Genomic DNA, 15055 nt, shown 5'->3' with positions numbered 1-15055 from the left:
CTCTCCGGTGTGCTGGCGGCATGCGCTGTGGCGCCACAGCCGCAGTCCGGCGCGCCGCTTGCTGCACAGCCGGCGGCGCCGGCCGAGGCGAATGCGCAGGGCGCGCCGGCTGCAGATGCTGAAGCCGAGCAGCAGGCCGCCGAGGCCGCCGCGGAAGCCGAGAAAGCGGCGCAACTGGCGCGTTTGCCTAAGATCGAGCTCACCAGCACCCTGCTGAACCAATTGCTGCGTGCCGAGTTCGCCTTCCGCAATGGCGACTGGCAAGGTCCTTACATCACCATGCTGGCCCTGGCCCAGCAGACCCGCGATCCGCGCCTGGCGCGCCGCGCCGCCGAAATGGCCCTGGCCGCGCGCCAGCCCGACGATACCCTGGCGGCCGTGCGCGAATGGCGCAAGCTCGACCCGGAGTCCGACGAAGCGACGCAATACTATCTGGGGATGGTGATCCTGTCCGACAATATCTCCGACGCAGAAGAAATCTTCCGCAAGCGCCTGGCCGGCTCGCCGCCCGCGGTGCGCGGCGTGGTGCTGTACCAGGTGCAGCAACTGCTGTCACGTGCCAAGGACAAGGAAGCGGCGAACGCCATGCTCGTGCGCCTGGTCGCGCCCTACCGCGACACGGTCGAGGGCCATGTAGTGCTGGCCCAGGCGGCGCTGGCGCGCGGCGCCCGGGAGGAGGGTGTGCGTGAGGCGCAGGCCGCCCTGGCCCTGAAGCCCGATTCCGAAATCGCTATGCTGACCCTGGCGCAATCGAGCGAGAACGAGGCCCAGGCAACGGCGCGCCTGGAACAGTTCCTGGCCGCCAATCCGAAGGCGCGCGAAGTGCGCGCGGCGCACGCCCGCATCCTGGTCAACAACAAGCAGTACGAGGAAGCGCGGCGCCAGTTCCTGCTGCTCGACAGCCAGCAGCCGGACAATGTCACCACGCTGTACGCGCTGGGCGTGCTGTCGACCCAGCTGAACGACCCGCCGGCTGCCGAACGTTACTTCTCTCGCTTCGTGGAAGTGCTGGGCCGCAATCCCGACGACGAGCGCGACCCCTCGAAAGCCTTGCTGATCCTGTCGCAGCTGGCCGAGGAGCGGGGCGATTTGCAGGCCGCCGTCGGCTGGCTCGATAAACTGCCCGAAGGCGACGAGAAGACCGTGTTCGGCGTCCAGCTGCGGCGCGCCCAGCTGCTCGGGAAAAGCGGCGACGTGCCGGCCGCGCGCCGCCTGCTCGCGTCGCTGAAACCCGGCGAGCCGGTGGCCCAGGCCCAGGTGCTGGCGGCCGAAGCCCAGGTGCTGCGCGACGCCGGCCAGGCCGAGCAGGCCTATACGCTGATGGGGGCCGCCACCAAGCGCTTCCCGGGCAACCCCGACCTGCTCTACGACTACGCGCTGCTGGCCGAAAAGACCGGCCGCGTCGACGACATGGAAACCGCCCTGCGCGAAGTGATGCGCCTGGCGCCGGACAACCACCATGCCTACAATGCCCTCGGTTACTCGCTGGCCGAGCGCAACATCCGCCTGGAAGAAGCGCGTGCGCTGATCGAAAAGGCGATGGCCATGGCGCCGGAAGACCCCTTCATCATGGACAGCATGGGCTGGGTGCAATACCGGCTCGGCAACCTCGATGCCGCCGAGGCCCACCTGCGCCGTGCCTACAGCCTGCGCCGCGACCCGGAAATCGCGGTCCACCTTGGTGAAGTGCTGTGGCAGCAGGGCAAGCGTGCCGATGCCCAGAAGCTGTGGCTGGAAGCGCGCGCCAAGGACCCGCAGAACGACACCCTGCGCAGCACGCTGGCGCGCCTGCGCCTGTCCCTGTGAAATAATTCAATATCATTAACGACCGGCGGCGGACCTGTTCCGCCGTTTGTTTTTCAACTTCTATTTTCGACCGATGCCAATCACCCGACGCTTATCTCTGCTTGTCATTGCCGCTGTGCTTGCCGGCTGCGCCAGCGCGCCCGTGTCCCAGTCCACCGTGGGCGCCTACCGCGACACGATCGAACTGGGCGGCCGCCTGTCGGTGAACTACCTGAAGGAAGGCCAGCCGGATTCGCTGACCGGTAACTTCACCTGGTCGCAACAGCCGGGCCGCATCGACGTCACGCTGTCGTCCTCGTTCAGCCAGCTCGCCGCCATCAGCGTCACGCCGCAGCAGGCCACGCTGACCCAGGCCGGGCGCGAACCGCTGGTGGCGCAGGACATCGACACGCTCACCGCCCAGGCGCTCGGCTGGCAATTGCCGGTAGCCGGCCTGCGCGACTGGCTGCAGGGCTATGCCGTTGGCGCCGACGGCAAGCGCTTCGCCGCTTCGCCGGCCAACAACACTGTCTACACGCGCGACGGCTGGCGCCTGCGCTTCGCGTCGTGGCAGGACGAAACGGCGGCGCACCCGCTGCCCAAGCGCATCGACGCCGCCCGCACCACCGCTTCCGGCGAGCTGGAAATCCGCATCATCATCGGTCCGTCCAATTCATGAAATCGCTGCACGATTGCCCGGCACCGGCCAAGCTGAATCTGTTCCTGCACGTCGTCGGCCGCCGCGCCGATGGCTACCACCTGCTGCAAAGCGTCTTTCAACTGATCGACCGCGGCGATACCCTGCACTTCGATGTGCGCGACGATGGTTTGATTCGCCGCGTCAACGACGTGCCGGGCGTGCCGGAAGAATCCGACCTGGTGGTACGCGCGCTGCGCCGCCTGGCCGATGCCTTCGAACAGCGTCACGGCCGTGCCGTGCGCGGCATCGACGTGCGCCTGGATAAAATCCTGCCCATGGGCGGCGGCCTCGGCGGTGGCTCGTCGGATGCGGCCACCGCGCTGATGGCGGCGAATGTCTTGTGGCAGGGCGGGTTCAGCGACGAGGAACTGATGGAGATCGGCCTGCCGCTGGGCGCCGACATTCCCTTTTTCCTGTATGGCGAGACCGCGTTCGTGGAAGGAATCGGGGAGGCGATGCAGCCCGTGCAGGGGCCGGATTGCTGGTACGTGGTGATCGAGCCGGGCGTCTCCGTACCGACCCCAGCAATTTTTACCGCGCACGATTTGACAAGAGACAGCAAACCCGTCAGAATAGCGGACTTTCCTGAAGCGCAAAACATCAGCGGCTTCGGAAGAAATGATTTGCAAGGAGTTGCTGTCAGGTTGTTTCCAGCAGTAGGGGAGGCGATCGAATGGTTGAGCCAATACGGCGCGGCCAGGATGACGGGTTCCGGGGCCTGCGTGTTTGTTGCGCTGCCTGGCGAAGCTGAAGCGAACCATGTGCTGGGCCAGGTGCCAGGCAAGTGGACAGCGTGGAAAGCAAGATCGCTGGCAAGGCACCCGATAAAAAAGCTCTTGCAAAACAGTATGTTGTAGAATAAAATTTTGCCTGTCGCAGCGAATGACGGTTAGAATAGTCAAGCAAAGCGGCAAGCTGTAAGTTGCGTAGGGGAATCGCCAAGCTGGTTAAGGCACCGGATTTTGATTCCGGCATACCAAGGTTCGAATCCTTGTTCCCCTGCCATTCGTTTTATCCGGCTGTCGATGCGAACGTGTCCGGCGGATGAAATTGGCGGCACCACTCAAGCGGTGCGGTCTTTAAAGCATAATCAGCCGGTATAGCCGGCTGATTGTTTTTCAAAAGTATCAACGCTCTTCTCTCAGGACTCCCATGGCTTACGAAAACCTGATGGTTTTTACCGGCAACGCTAATCCGGCGCTAGCAGAAGGGGTCGCAAAAAGCCTCGGTATTCCTCTCGGTAAAGCAGTCGTCTCGAAATTCTCGGACGGCGAAGTCATGGTCGAAATCAACGAGAACGTCCGCGGTAAAGACGTCTTCGTGCTGCAATCGACCTGCGCTCCTACCAACGACAGCCTCATGGAAATCATGCTGATGGTCGACGCTCTCAAGCGCGCATCGGCTGGCCGTATCACGGCCGCGATTCCTTACTTCGGCTATGCCCGCCAGGACCGCCGCCCGCGCTCGGCGCGTGTCGCGATCTCGGCCAAAGTCGTCGCCAACATGCTGGAAGAAGCCGGCGTCGAGCGCGTCCTGATCATGGACCTGCACGCCGACCAGATCCAGGGCTTCTTCGACATTCCGGTCGATAACATCTACGCGTCGCCGCTGCTGCTGGGCGACCTGCAGAAGCAGAATTACGACGACCTGCTGGTCGTGTCGCCGGACGTCGGCGGCGTGGTCCGTGCCCGTGCCCTGGCCAAGCGCCTCGGCTGCGACCTGGCGATCATCGACAAGCGCCGTCCAAAGGCGAACGTGTCGGAAGTCATGAACATCATCGGCGAAGTCGAAGGCCGCAACTGCGTGATCATGGACGACATGGTCGACACCGCGGGCACGCTGACGAAGGCCGCCGAAGTCCTGAAGGAACGTGGCGCCAAGAAAGTCGTGGCGTATTGCACCCACCCGGTCCTGTCGGGTCCTGCAATCGACCGCATCTCGAACTCGCCGCTGGACGAACTGGTTGTCACCGACACCATCCCGCTGTCGGCCGCTGCCGCCGCCTGCCCGAAGATCCGCCAGCTGACCTGTGCTCCGCTGCTGGCCGAGACCTTCAAGCGTATCGTCAAGGGCGACTCGGTCATGTCGCTGTTCGTCGACTAAGCAAGACAAGCATCATTTCGCGGCGCGCCCGGCTTCATGCCCGGCGCGCCGTTGTACTGTAGATTTTCTTGAGCGCGCAGTCAGTGCTCAGCCATGCCAGCCCCTGGTCGCGGGGGCGGGCGCAAACCGGGAAATCGGGTGGGAATCTGTCCCGCATGCGATCCCACACTTATGGAGTTTCACATGAAAGTAGTTGCATTCAACCGCACCCTGCAGGGCACCGGAGCGAGCCGCCGCCTGCGCAAGGCTGGCCAGACCCCAGGCATCATCTACGGCGGCGCAGCAGCCCCGGTCCTGATCGCCCTGGACGGCAACGCCCTGTACCACGCGCTCAAGAAAGAAGCTTTCCACGGTTCCGTGCTGGACCTCGAAATCGAAGGCCAGACCCAGCAAGTCCTGCTGCGCGACTTCCAGATGCACGCATACAAGCAACTGGTCCTGCACGCTGACTTCCAGCGCGTCGATGCTTCGCAGCCGATCCACACCAAGGTCGCCCTGCACTTCGTCAACGCCGAGACCTCGCCAGCAGTCAAGCTGGGCGGCGCCATCGTGTCGCACGTGCTGAACGAACTGGAAGTCGCCTGCCTGCCAGGTCAACTGCCAGAGTTCATCGAAGTCGACCTGGGCGCCCTGGAAGTCGGCGGCTCGATCCACACCGACGACCTGAAACTGCCAGCCGGCGTGACCGCGCTGACCCACGGCCAGAACCTGACCATCGTCACCACCTCGGTGCCGCGTGGCGCAGCTGCTGCCGAAACCGAAGAAGCCAAGTAATTCTTCGGCGCTGCCTTCGGGTGGCCCTGCACGAGAAAAACCCGCCGCGGCTCGCGCCCGGCGGGTTTTTTGTTTTCTGGTCAATCGCCGTTTAGGCGATAATCCTCTTTTTCCTGACGCGACCGCTATGTCCATCCGCCTCATCGTCGGCCTCGGCAACCCTGGCCCGGAATACGAACAAACCCGCCACAACGCCGGCTTCTGGCTGGTCGACAACCTCGCCAACAGCCTGCCCGGCTGCCGCCTGCAGCGCGAAAGCCGCTACAACGCCATGCTGGCGAAAACCTCCATCTCCGGCAAGGAAGTCTGGCTGCTCGAACCGCTGACCTTCATGAACCGTTCCGGCCAGTCGGTCGGCGCGCTGGCGCGCTTCTTCAAGATCAACCCCGACGAAGTGCTGGTCGTGCACGACGAGCTCGATTTGATGCCCGGCATCGCCAAGCTGAAGAAGGGCGGCTCCTCGGGCGGCCACAACGGCCTGAAAGACATCACCGCCGCCCTCGGCACCCAGGACTACTGGCGCCTGCGCATCGGCATCGGCCACCCGCGCAGCCTGAACCTGCAGCAGAACGTCGCCGACTTCGTGCTGCACCGCCCGCGCCGCGAAGAGCAAAGCCTGATCGAAGAGTCCATCGACAAAGCCCTGCGCATCATCCCGCTCGCGGTCGAAGGCAAGCTCGACGCCGCGACAATGCAGCTGCACACCGCCTGATTGCTGTTGTAGTGTGGGCGTCTCCTTGCACCACGTACGGCAATCCGTCGCTTGCACACTATCCGGGGTCGTAGGGTGGACACCTGTGTCCACGCGGTACAACGCCTGCATATCGAAACGCATGCTCCGTAGGGTGGGTTCTCGAACCCACCAATACTGCGCATGCATGTCCAAACGTAAAGGCTGACCTGATCCCGGTCTCCTGCGATAATTCCCCCGATGAGCGCCCTCAACTTCCACGCCGGCCCCCGCGCCCTGGCCCGCATCCGCAGCGACGGCCTGCGCGCCGCCGACATCGCCATCGTCCCCGCCGCCGCGGGCGGCCCGAAAGGCCTGATCTTCCGCGACCTCGACCAATACGTGTTCGGCGACTGGCTCCCATCCAGCCCACGCGAGCGCACCCTGATCGGCTCCTCGATCGGCGCCTGGCGTATGGCCGCCGCCTGCCAGCGCGACCCGGTGCGCGCCTTTGCCCGCCTGGGCGAACTGTACGCCGGCCAGCGCTACACCAGCACCAAGCCCAGCCCACAGCGGATCAACGAAGTCGTGCAGGAGCTGCTGCGCGAATTCGTCAGCGGCCATGAAAACGACATCGTGCAGCACCCGCACCACCGCCTGCACCTGCTGGCCGTGCGCGGCAAGGGCGGCCTGGCCGCGCCCACGCACCGGCGCGCCGAGATGCGCGGCTTCGCGCAAGCGGCGCTGACCAACTTCGCCTCGCGCGAACGCCTGGGCGGCCTGCTCGAACGCGTGGTGATCGGCGACGCCCGCGACGGCGCACCCTGGCTGCGCAACAGATTCGACGCCTTTACCACTCACTTCGCGGCCCTCACGCGTGAAAACCTGGCGGCCGGCCTGCTGGCCTCGGGCACGCTGCCCTTGGTCATGCAGCCGGTCACGCGGATCACCGGCGTGCCGGAAGGCTATTACTGGGACGGCGGCATCATCGACTACAACCTGGCCCTGCCGTATGCGCGCGTGGAAGAGCAGGACCCGGACGGCATCGTGCTGTACCCGCACTTCAACGAGCACATCGTGCCGGGCTGGCTGGACAAGGCCTTGCCCTGGCGCCGCTGCGCCCGCGGCCCGAACCGCGGCTGGCTCGACAACGTACTGATCGTCTCGCCGTCGCAGGATTTCTTGAAGACCCTGCCGCGCGCCAAGCTGCCCGACCGCGCCGACTTCAAGTTCTACAGCTTGAACCACGACGCGCGCGTGCAGGCCTGGAACACGGCGATGGCCGAAGGCGGCCGCCTGCGCGACGAGCTGGCCGCCTTTGTCGAGCGGCCCGATCCCGCGCGCCTGCGCGCCATCTGACACGGCCAGCTCCCGCAGGCGAAAAAAAAGCCACTGCGCGGCAGTGGCTTCGTCGTTGCAGCAGAAACTCAGGCGCGCTTGCGGCGTACCGCCCCGGCGCCGGCCAGCAGGCCCAGGCCGAGCAGGGCGATGCTGCCCGGTTCCGGCACGTCGCTGGCTTCCTCGACCAGTTCCTTGCCGAAGAACTCGAGTTCGGCCAGCTGGTGCAGGCCGTTGCCGAACGTCGAGAAGGCCTGGTAGCGGAAGATGCTGTACGCGGCCGGCAGCGTGTAGTCGACACCCGCGGTGTACTCGTTCACCTGGTAGCGGTTGCGCCATGGCGATACGCCATCGTGGTTGTACGAGAAGATCGTCGTGTAGTTCAGTCCGTCGTTCGAACCCAGGATCTGCCAGATGTCGGCATCGCGCTCCGGCGCATCGTTGGCCGATGATGCCGTGAAGCTGGTCAATTGGTAGCGCTTGCTGCCAAAGTCCGCCTCGACCCAGCCGTTGGCGTCGCAGCACCATTTGTCGTTGCCGCCGCCAACGATATTATCGAACACATTGAATGCGCCTTCGGCAACGTACTGCGGTTCGATCGACGAACGGAACACGGCGTTGTAGTTGACGTATTCGTTGCCGTGGGCATCGTTTTCCGGATCGGTCAGGTCATGGCCGACCAGCGAACCGGTGCCATGGCCGCGCATGGTGACGGCCTGGGCGGAACCCGCGGCCAGGGTGATGGCAGTCAACAGGAGGAAAGCGAACTTTTTCATGCATGTCTCGATAGAAGTGTAATTGCTATCCTATGAGCAATTTCCGTTCCACCTAGATAACTTATTGAGTGGGAAGAAAATTTATTTCCAGGAAAATTATTCCAGCTACAAGCTGTAAAGAATTCCGACAGGTTTTCGCCTGATACAGAGCTGTTGTGCAGGCAGCCTGGGACATTGCCCGCGCGCCTGTTTTTGCGGCATTCGCACGCCGACCGGGTTACAATGCGGGGTTTCCGAGCTGTGGCATTACAGCTCATCATCATCGAGAGAAAGAATTCCCATGAGTCTCCAATGCGGCATCGTCGGCCTGCCCAACGTCGGCAAGTCCACCCTGTTCAACGCGCTGACCAAGGCCGGCATCCCGGCTGAAAACTACCCGTTCTGCACCATCGAGCCGAACGTCGGCGTGGTCGAGGTGCCCGATCCGCGCATGGCCCAGCTGGCCGAGATCGTCAAGCCGGAGCGCATCGTCCCGGCCATCGTCGAATTCGTCGACATCGCGGGCCTGGTGGCCGGCGCCTCGAAAGGCGAGGGCCTGGGCAACCAGTTCCTGTCGCACATCCGCGAAACCGATGCCATCGTCAATGTGGTGCGCTGCTTCGAAGACCCGAACGTGATCCACGTGGCCGGCAAGGTCAGCCCGATCGACGACATCGAAGTCATCCAGACCGAACTGGCGCTGGCCGACCTGGGCGCCGTCGAAAAGGCGATCCACCGCGAAAACAAGAAAGCCCGTTCGGGCGACAAGGACGCCGCCAAGCTGGTCGCCCTGTGCGAGCGCATGCTGCCGCACCTGAACGAAGGCCAGCCGGTGCGCACCCTGGGCCTGGACGCCGACGAGATGTTCCTGATCCGCGAACTGCACCTGATCACCGCGAAACCGGCGATGTACGTGGCCAACGTCTCGGACACCGGCTTCACCGACAACCCGCTGCTCGACCAGCTGACCGAGTTCGCCAAGAAGCAGAACGCGCCGATCGTCGCGATCAGCGCCGCCATCGAATCGGAAATCGCCGACCTCGACGACGCCGACAAGGCAGCCTTCCTGTCCGACATGGGTATGGAAGAGCCGGGCCTGGACCGCCTGGTCCGCGCCGCTTATAAACTGCTCGGCCTGCAGACCTACTTCACCGCCGGCGTGAAAGAAGTGCGCGCCTGGACCGTGAAAGTCGGCGCCACCGCCCCGCAGGCGGCCGGCGTGATCCACACCGACTTCGAACGCGGCTTCATCCGCGCGCAGACCATCGGTTTCGACGACTACATCACCTACAAGGGCGAGTCGGGCGCGAAGGAAGCGGGCAAGATGCGCGCCGAGGGCAAGGAGTATGTGGTCAAGGATGGGGATGTGTTGAACTTCCTGTTCAACGTCTGATTTGAGCAAGCCATTTCAGACAGTTTCAACGGCTTGCAAAAACTGCCTGAAATCCTCAAGAAGGCCCCGTAACTCGGGGCTTTCTTGTTTCTTCTTGTTGCATGCAATAACTTGCGCATGTGCTGCGCAAGTGCATATGGCGGTGTATATGAAACTTCCGAACCCACAGAATTGGTGTATATGATGAGCGTGTTGCCACAACGACCTTACTCACATGCTTACCGACGCTCAGTGCCGTGCTGCAAAAGCCCAAAGAAGGTAGCTATCGCTTCAATGACTACAAGGGGCTGTACCTCGAGATCAAGCCGAACGGTATCAAGGCGTGGCGCTATCGATTCAAGCTCAACGACAAGGCCTCGCGGTTCGCGCTTGACGACTACCCAAGCGTGACGCTCGGTGAGGCTAGAGAGAAGTGTGAAGCAGCACGGAAGCTGGTTAGGGAGGGCATCAATCCCGTTCAGAACCGTCAGATCGAACGCATCAAGCGCGAGCATGACTCAGCGAACACCTTTGAGGTCGTCGCTAAGGAGTGGCTGGCCCTGAAGGACTGGGAGGAAGTTACCAAGAAGCGCCGGCTCGACATGCTAGAGCGCGTGGTCTTTCCGTCGATCGGCAAGCTCCCTGTTCGCCAGATCACTCCAGCCCATGTCCTTGACGTCCCATGGCTGACGCGGCCTTGCGTCAGGCCCTTAAGAAGCTCGGCTGGGCGACCAAGTACAGCCCGCATGGCACGCGTACGACGGGCAGCACTCGGCTTAATGAAATGGGCTATCAGCCCGATGCCATCGAAGCCCAGCTGGCACACGCTGAGCCGAATGGAGTGCGCCGCACCTACAACCATGCCACCTACCTAGACGAGCGGCGAGCCATGATGCAAGACTGGGCAAACAAAATGAGCGAATGGCAAATACACCCGAAGCAGAAAACCCTGCACGGTAAGCTCGGCACCCTAGCGTAGGGTCGCTGGTAAAACGGCACGCGGTATTAGCGTCGGTCCTGGTAGATCTCCTGGACGGTGAACATTTTTGATCCATGAACTGGTCCTCCTGACGGGCATATGAACCGCCCTCTTGCATTTTAAGCGAATCTAAACTCGAAACCCAACGGCACGCCAATGCATGCGCAGGTCATGTGCAACTAACAAGCCTGCCGTCCTCGACGATTGGCTAGCTACAACCTTAGACCTGCCCACCCACACCCTTGAACTTCTCAACAAAGGCAGCGACCTTCTGAAAGACAGTCTGCTTCTTAACCTTGAACTGAGGGTTCAATGGGCTCATCTTGGGCAGGAGCGCATTAAGCTCAGTGCCGTTCTCGCTGGCGAACTCCCGCTTGAGTGAATTGGTGATGTATCGCTTGGCGGCCTCTAGGTTGAGGTTCTCGGTGCTGATCAACTCCTGCGCTTCACGTTGTTGCTCTGCTTGTGCAAAGGTGAAGAAAGCGTCGATCACACTGGCCTTGTCGCCGATCTTGTCGAGATCGGTCTGGTTGATGAAGTCGACCAGCAGGCTTTCTTTCGCGCGGTTGCCGAGGCTTGCTCGAATCACCCGGCGCACTTCATCCACCAGTTCCGACTTGCTCTTGATCTTTTTGTTGTGCTCAAAGATCAGCTCCAGGATGTAGTCCAGATTGATTTCTTGCGACTTGAGCAGGTCCACCTCAAAAACCACGTCATCCCAGTCGATGGTGGACTTCTCCTTCTCGGCCCCCGCCTTCTCACGGCGCAGCCAGTCGCGTACATCGTTGTAGGTTGAGCGATAGTCCTGAACCTTCCGCTCGGCTGGGAGCGTGATGGCTTGCAGCGAAGTCAGATCGCCATCGCTGAGATAGTGCTTTGCCTTGAACGCCTCCACCGCAGCCGAGTCGGCCATATCTATGGTTTGCAACTCCTTCAGGCTGGCGAACTCGTCATAGTTCTGCAGCACGTTTTCCACGCGTAAGTACTCGCCAAACAGCTTGGCGAATGCCTTCTTGTCGGCCTCCTTCTCAATGGCAGCAGGATTCGGGAAGCGTGCTTCCAGTTCCTTCACCACATCCATGAAGCCTCGGCGCGCCTCACCGGTGGTCGCATCGGTGAAGCCTTCCATGTACTCCTTGTAGCTCTTCTCCAGCACCACGTTTTTGGTGTTCTTGTCACCGAACAGGGTGATGGCACCGATAGTCGCCTGTTCCAGGTCACGGAAAGTGACGATGTTGCCGAAGGTCTTGGTGGCGTCAAAGATACGGTTGGTGCGTGAATAGGCCTGCATCAGACCGTGGTAGCGCAGGTTCTTGTCGACAAACAGCGTGTTGAGCGTGGGGGCATCAAAGCCCGTCAGGAACATACCCACCACGATAAGCAGGTCGATTTCCTTGGCTTTGACCTGCTTGGCCAGGTCGCGGTAGTAGTTCTGAAAGCCATTGCTGTCCACGCTGAAGTTGGTTTTGAACAGCGCGTTGTAGTCGGCGATGGCCACGCTCAAGAACTCCTTGGCGCTACTGTTCATGGCGGCCACATCAAAGCTTTCGTCCCGGATATCGCCAATCGCATCCTGCTCCTCGTTGGCAGCGAACGAGAAGATGGTGGCTACCTTCAGTGGCTTGTCACTGTTCTTCTGGAGCTCCCTAAAGCACTCGTAGTACAGCTTGGCAGCATCCACGCTGCTGACTGCAAACATGGCGTTGAAGCCCTTGTTGCCCGCATGCAGGCGATGGGTCTTTTGCCGGAAGTTATTCAGGATGTACTGGGTGACTTCACGGATGCGGTCAGGGTGCAGCAGGGCTTGCTTGTTCTCTGCCGCGCTCAGCTTCTTCTCGTCCTTCTCGGTTTCGATGGCCTTGAACTGAGGGCGCACATCGTTGTAGTCCACCTTGAACTTCAGAACTTTCTCGTCGCGAATCGCATCGGTGATCACGTACGAATGCAGTTCACGGCCAAACACATTGGCGGTGGTTTCGGCGCCCAAGGCGTTTTGCGGGAAGATGGGCGTTCCGGTGAAGCCAAACTGGCAGAACTTCTTGAACTTCTTCTTCAGGTTCTTCTGGGCTTCGCCAAACTGGCTGCGATGGCACTCATCAAAAATGAACACCACTTGCTTGCCATAGATGGGCAAGTCAGCCTCGCTCTTCATCAGGTTGTTGAGCTTCTGGATGGTGGTGACAACAATCTTGTTGTCGTCCTTCTCCAGGTTTCGCTTCAATCCCGCCGTGCTGTCCGACCCATTCACACTGTCCGGTGAAAAGCGCTGGTATTCCTTCATGGTCTGGTAGTCCAGATCCTTGCGGTCTACCACGAAGAACACTTTGTCGATGAAATCCAGCTCCGTGGTCAGGCGTGCCGCCTTGAAACTGGTCAGGGTTTTGCCCGAACCAGTTGTGTGCCAGATAAAGCCACCGCTTTCCGTACCGCTCCAGTTCTTGGCCTGATGGCTGCTTTTGATCTTCCACATAATGCGTTCCGTGGCAGCAATCTGGTACGGACGCATTACCAGCAACGTATTGCTAACATCAAAGACCGAATAGCGCAACAGCACATTGAGCAGGGTGTGCGTCTGGAAGAAGGTGGCAGTGAAGTCCTTCAGGTCCTTGATCAGACTGTTGTCCGCTTTCGCCCAGTTCATGGTGAAGTCGAAGCTGTTCTTGTTGCGCTGCGTGGTGTTGGCGAAGTAACGACTGTCTGTGCCGTTGGAGATGACGAATAGTTGCAAATACTTGAACAAGGAATGCTCGCTGTTGAAGCTCTCTTTGCTATAGCGATGTACTTGGTTAAATGCTTCGCGAATCGCCACCCCGCGCTTCTTCAGCTCCACCTGCACTAGCGGCAAACCATTGACCAGAATCGTCACGTCATATCGGTTGGCGTGACTGCCGGTCTGCTCAAACTGCTTGATCACCTGCACTTTGTTGCGGGTAATGTTTTTCTTGTCCAGCAGGTAGATGTTCTGAATACGACCATCGTCGAAAACGAAATCGTGGATATGGTCGTCGTGAATTTTGCGAGTTTTCTCGATAATTCCATCGCTGGGTTTGTCCAGCCAAGTCTCGACAAAGCGCAACCATTCGCCGTCAGCAAACTGTACGTTATTGAGCACCTGTAGCTGTACACGTACATTTGCGAGCAAGGATTCGGGCGTGTTCAGGCCAAGCAAGTGTTCATAACCTTGATTCCTCAAATCCTGAATGAATTCACGCTCCAGATCTCCCTCGCTCTGGTAGCTCTCTGCAACTTTCCACTCTTGGGTGTATTTGTCTAGAACAACGAAATTTTTCGACTCAGCGATAGTGTTATATTCGATCATGTGGTTTTTTCCTGCCAAAATCGATGTCGCTCAACAATGTGTTTAACCAATTTCTCCAGAAGCTCTTTTTCTTCCGGCTTCAGCGGTTGAACTTCTTCAGCGGCGTGCTTGGAATGGCTTGAGAAGTTCACAATTCTTTTTGCGTACGGATTAGGTAAGTCATCGTCTGCTTCAGGTAGAAGATGCTCCCACCTTTTATACCCGAGAAATGTTGCCGTCTTTTCGAGGATATTCCGGAGCAGGTTAAAATGATATTTCTCAATTTGCCCGCTTTTTATGGCATCTTCAAGTTGCGATATCAGGTGAAGGTGATAGGCGAACGGAGAATCGTTTGGCTGCTCTGCTAGATTGAGACTGCCATCAGGATTTTTTTCCAATCTTGATTTGCTGAACCATTTTGTTTTCCAGCTGTAGCGCTCAGTCTTTTCATCGCTACCGAACTCGTTACAAAGCACGTTGAAGAAAAGTGGGTTATGCGTCGTGATGATGAACTTAATACCGGACTCGTTTGATTTAATAAGTTGTGCCAAGTCTACGGCCAACTGAATCAAGTGGTTGTCATCTAGAGAGCTGACGGGATCGTCAACGAACACATATTCTAAACTGTCAAACGGAGTTGATTCAGGATAGTCAGGCTGAACATCGTTCAACGTGAAAATCGCCTGTTCGAGCAGGGTGTAGAAAATACTCCAAATGAAGTTACTTTCTTCGCCCTTTGAAATTTTCAGATTTCCTGTGTGTTCATCATTACCGCCCGCCAGCGAGAAAGTCACCTCCGAAAACGCTTTGACTGTTACCTCATTCCCGTCTCTGTCTCTGGTTTTATATTCTTCGTTGAATCGTGGCGTGAGCTTGTCATTGGTGTAACGCTGAAAATTCGTAACGATGTTCTGGTCCTGGCCTTGCTCTTCCAGCACCCATCGAGTGAACGAATTAGGATGGATTAACAATTTTGGCTCGGCATCAAGTGTTAGATCATTATCCCAATAGAACAAATCTTCGGTGAATGCACTGTAGTAAAGAATTTTCTTGCTCGCCAATTCAGAGTGCTGTGTGTCTTTATCTGCCGTGTCGGCAGGAAACAACTCTTTAAATTCGCGTGACAGGCGCGTCTTGCCCGTGCCATTAAAAGCATAGATGAGTTGAACCTTGGGAAGAGGCTTAACCTCTTCTACCACCTTCGTTCTTTCAGGGACAATTTTCCGCAGTGTCTTGGACGTACTCAGCTGCTGGGCGATTTCTTTTAGCGTTTTTCCCATG

The 15055-nt window shown here is 59.5% G+C and carries 12 protein-coding genes, 1 tRNA gene and 1 pseudogene; 11 read left to right on the top strand and 3 right to left on the bottom strand.

Annotated elements, in window-relative coordinates; translation table 11 throughout:
- Positions 1 to 27 precede the first annotated feature (27 nt).
- From LK540_RS13015 to LK540_RS12980, 8 genes are all read left to right on the top strand, one after another.
- Positions 28 to 1806 (top strand): tetratricopeptide repeat protein, encoded by a 1779-nt coding sequence (locus tag LK540_RS13015; protein WP_229437728.1) that lies wholly within the window; start codon positions 28 to 30, stop codon positions 1804 to 1806.
- 142 nt (positions 1807 to 1948) lie between these two features.
- The gene (locus LK540_RS13010; RefSeq protein ID WP_229437727.1) at positions 1949 to 2464 is read left to right on the top strand and encodes an outer membrane lipoprotein LolB; all 516 of its coding nucleotides are present in this window, start codon (positions 1949 to 1951) and stop codon (positions 2462 to 2464) included.
- Complete coding sequence (gene ispE / locus LK540_RS13005) at positions 2461 to 3342, top strand: 4-(cytidine 5'-diphospho)-2-C-methyl-D-erythritol kinase (protein WP_229437726.1); 882 nt, start codon at positions 2461 to 2463, stop codon at positions 3340 to 3342. Before LK540_RS13010 ends, ispE begins: the two co-directional genes overlap by 4 nt.
- 71 nt (positions 3343 to 3413) lie before the next feature.
- Positions 3414 to 3490, top strand: a tRNA-Gln gene (locus LK540_RS13000).
- 147 nt (positions 3491 to 3637) lie between these two features.
- A complete protein-coding gene (locus LK540_RS12995; RefSeq protein WP_229437725.1) occupies positions 3638 to 4588 on the top strand; it encodes a ribose-phosphate pyrophosphokinase in 951 nt (316 codons plus the stop codon).
- A gap of 183 nt (positions 4589 to 4771) precedes the next feature.
- Positions 4772 to 5362 carry a 50S ribosomal protein L25/general stress protein Ctc gene (locus LK540_RS12990; protein WP_229437724.1) on the top strand — a complete coding sequence of 197 codons (591 nt, stop codon included), beginning with the start codon at positions 4772 to 4774 and terminating at the stop codon, positions 5360 to 5362.
- Positions 5363 to 5489: 127 nt separating this feature from the next.
- Positions 5490 to 6074, top strand: coding sequence for an aminoacyl-tRNA hydrolase (gene pth, locus LK540_RS12985; RefSeq protein ID WP_229437723.1), 585 nt, complete (start codon positions 5490 to 5492; stop codon positions 6072 to 6074).
- 219 nt (positions 6075 to 6293) lie between these two features.
- A complete protein-coding gene (locus LK540_RS12980; protein WP_229437722.1) occupies positions 6294 to 7391 on the top strand; it encodes a patatin-like phospholipase family protein in 1098 nt (365 codons plus the stop codon).
- Between the two features lie 68 nt (positions 7392 to 7459).
- Here LK540_RS12980 and LK540_RS12975 read toward each other — a convergent pair whose 3' ends face one another.
- The gene (locus LK540_RS12975; RefSeq protein WP_229437721.1) at positions 7460 to 8146 is read right to left on the bottom strand and encodes a PEP-CTERM sorting domain-containing protein; all 687 of its coding nucleotides are present in this window, start codon (positions 8144 to 8146) and stop codon (positions 7460 to 7462) included.
- Between the two features lie 280 nt (positions 8147 to 8426).
- Here LK540_RS12975 and ychF point away from each other — a divergent pair, with 280 nt between their 5' ends.
- From ychF to LK540_RS12960, 3 genes and pseudogenes are all read left to right on the top strand, one after another.
- Positions 8427 to 9518, top strand: a complete 1092-nt coding sequence (gene ychF / locus LK540_RS12970; RefSeq protein ID WP_229437720.1) for a redox-regulated ATPase YchF — start codon at positions 8427 to 8429, stop codon at positions 9516 to 9518.
- Between the two features lie 236 nt (positions 9519 to 9754).
- Positions 9755 to 10126: pseudogene (locus LK540_RS25400) on the top strand (tyrosine-type recombinase/integrase); the annotation flags it as partial.
- Positions 10127 to 10179: 53 nt separating this feature from the next.
- On the top strand, positions 10180 to 10476 hold the full coding sequence (locus LK540_RS12960) for a tyrosine-type recombinase/integrase (RefSeq protein WP_229437719.1): 297 nt from the start codon (positions 10180 to 10182) through the stop codon (positions 10474 to 10476).
- Between the two features lie 220 nt (positions 10477 to 10696).
- On the opposite strand, the gene LK540_RS12955 is transcribed toward LK540_RS12960, so the two are convergent.
- Complete coding sequence (locus LK540_RS12955; protein WP_229437718.1) at positions 10697 to 13795, bottom strand: HsdR family type I site-specific deoxyribonuclease; 3099 nt, start codon at positions 13793 to 13795, stop codon at positions 10697 to 10699.
- On the bottom strand, positions 13792 to 15054 hold the full coding sequence (locus LK540_RS12950; RefSeq protein WP_229437717.1) for an AAA family ATPase: 1263 nt from the start codon (positions 15052 to 15054) through the stop codon (positions 13792 to 13794). Before LK540_RS12950 ends, LK540_RS12955 begins: the two co-directional genes overlap by 4 nt.
- Between the last annotated feature and the right edge of the window lies 1 nt (position 15055).

It is taken from the genome of Massilia sp. IC2-278 (assembly GCF_020708045.1).
Lineage (GTDB): Bacteria > Pseudomonadota > Gammaproteobacteria > Burkholderiales > Burkholderiaceae_D > Telluria.
Note: the sequence above shows the minus strand (reverse complement) of the source record. Positions and strands in the feature narration are given on the sequence as shown.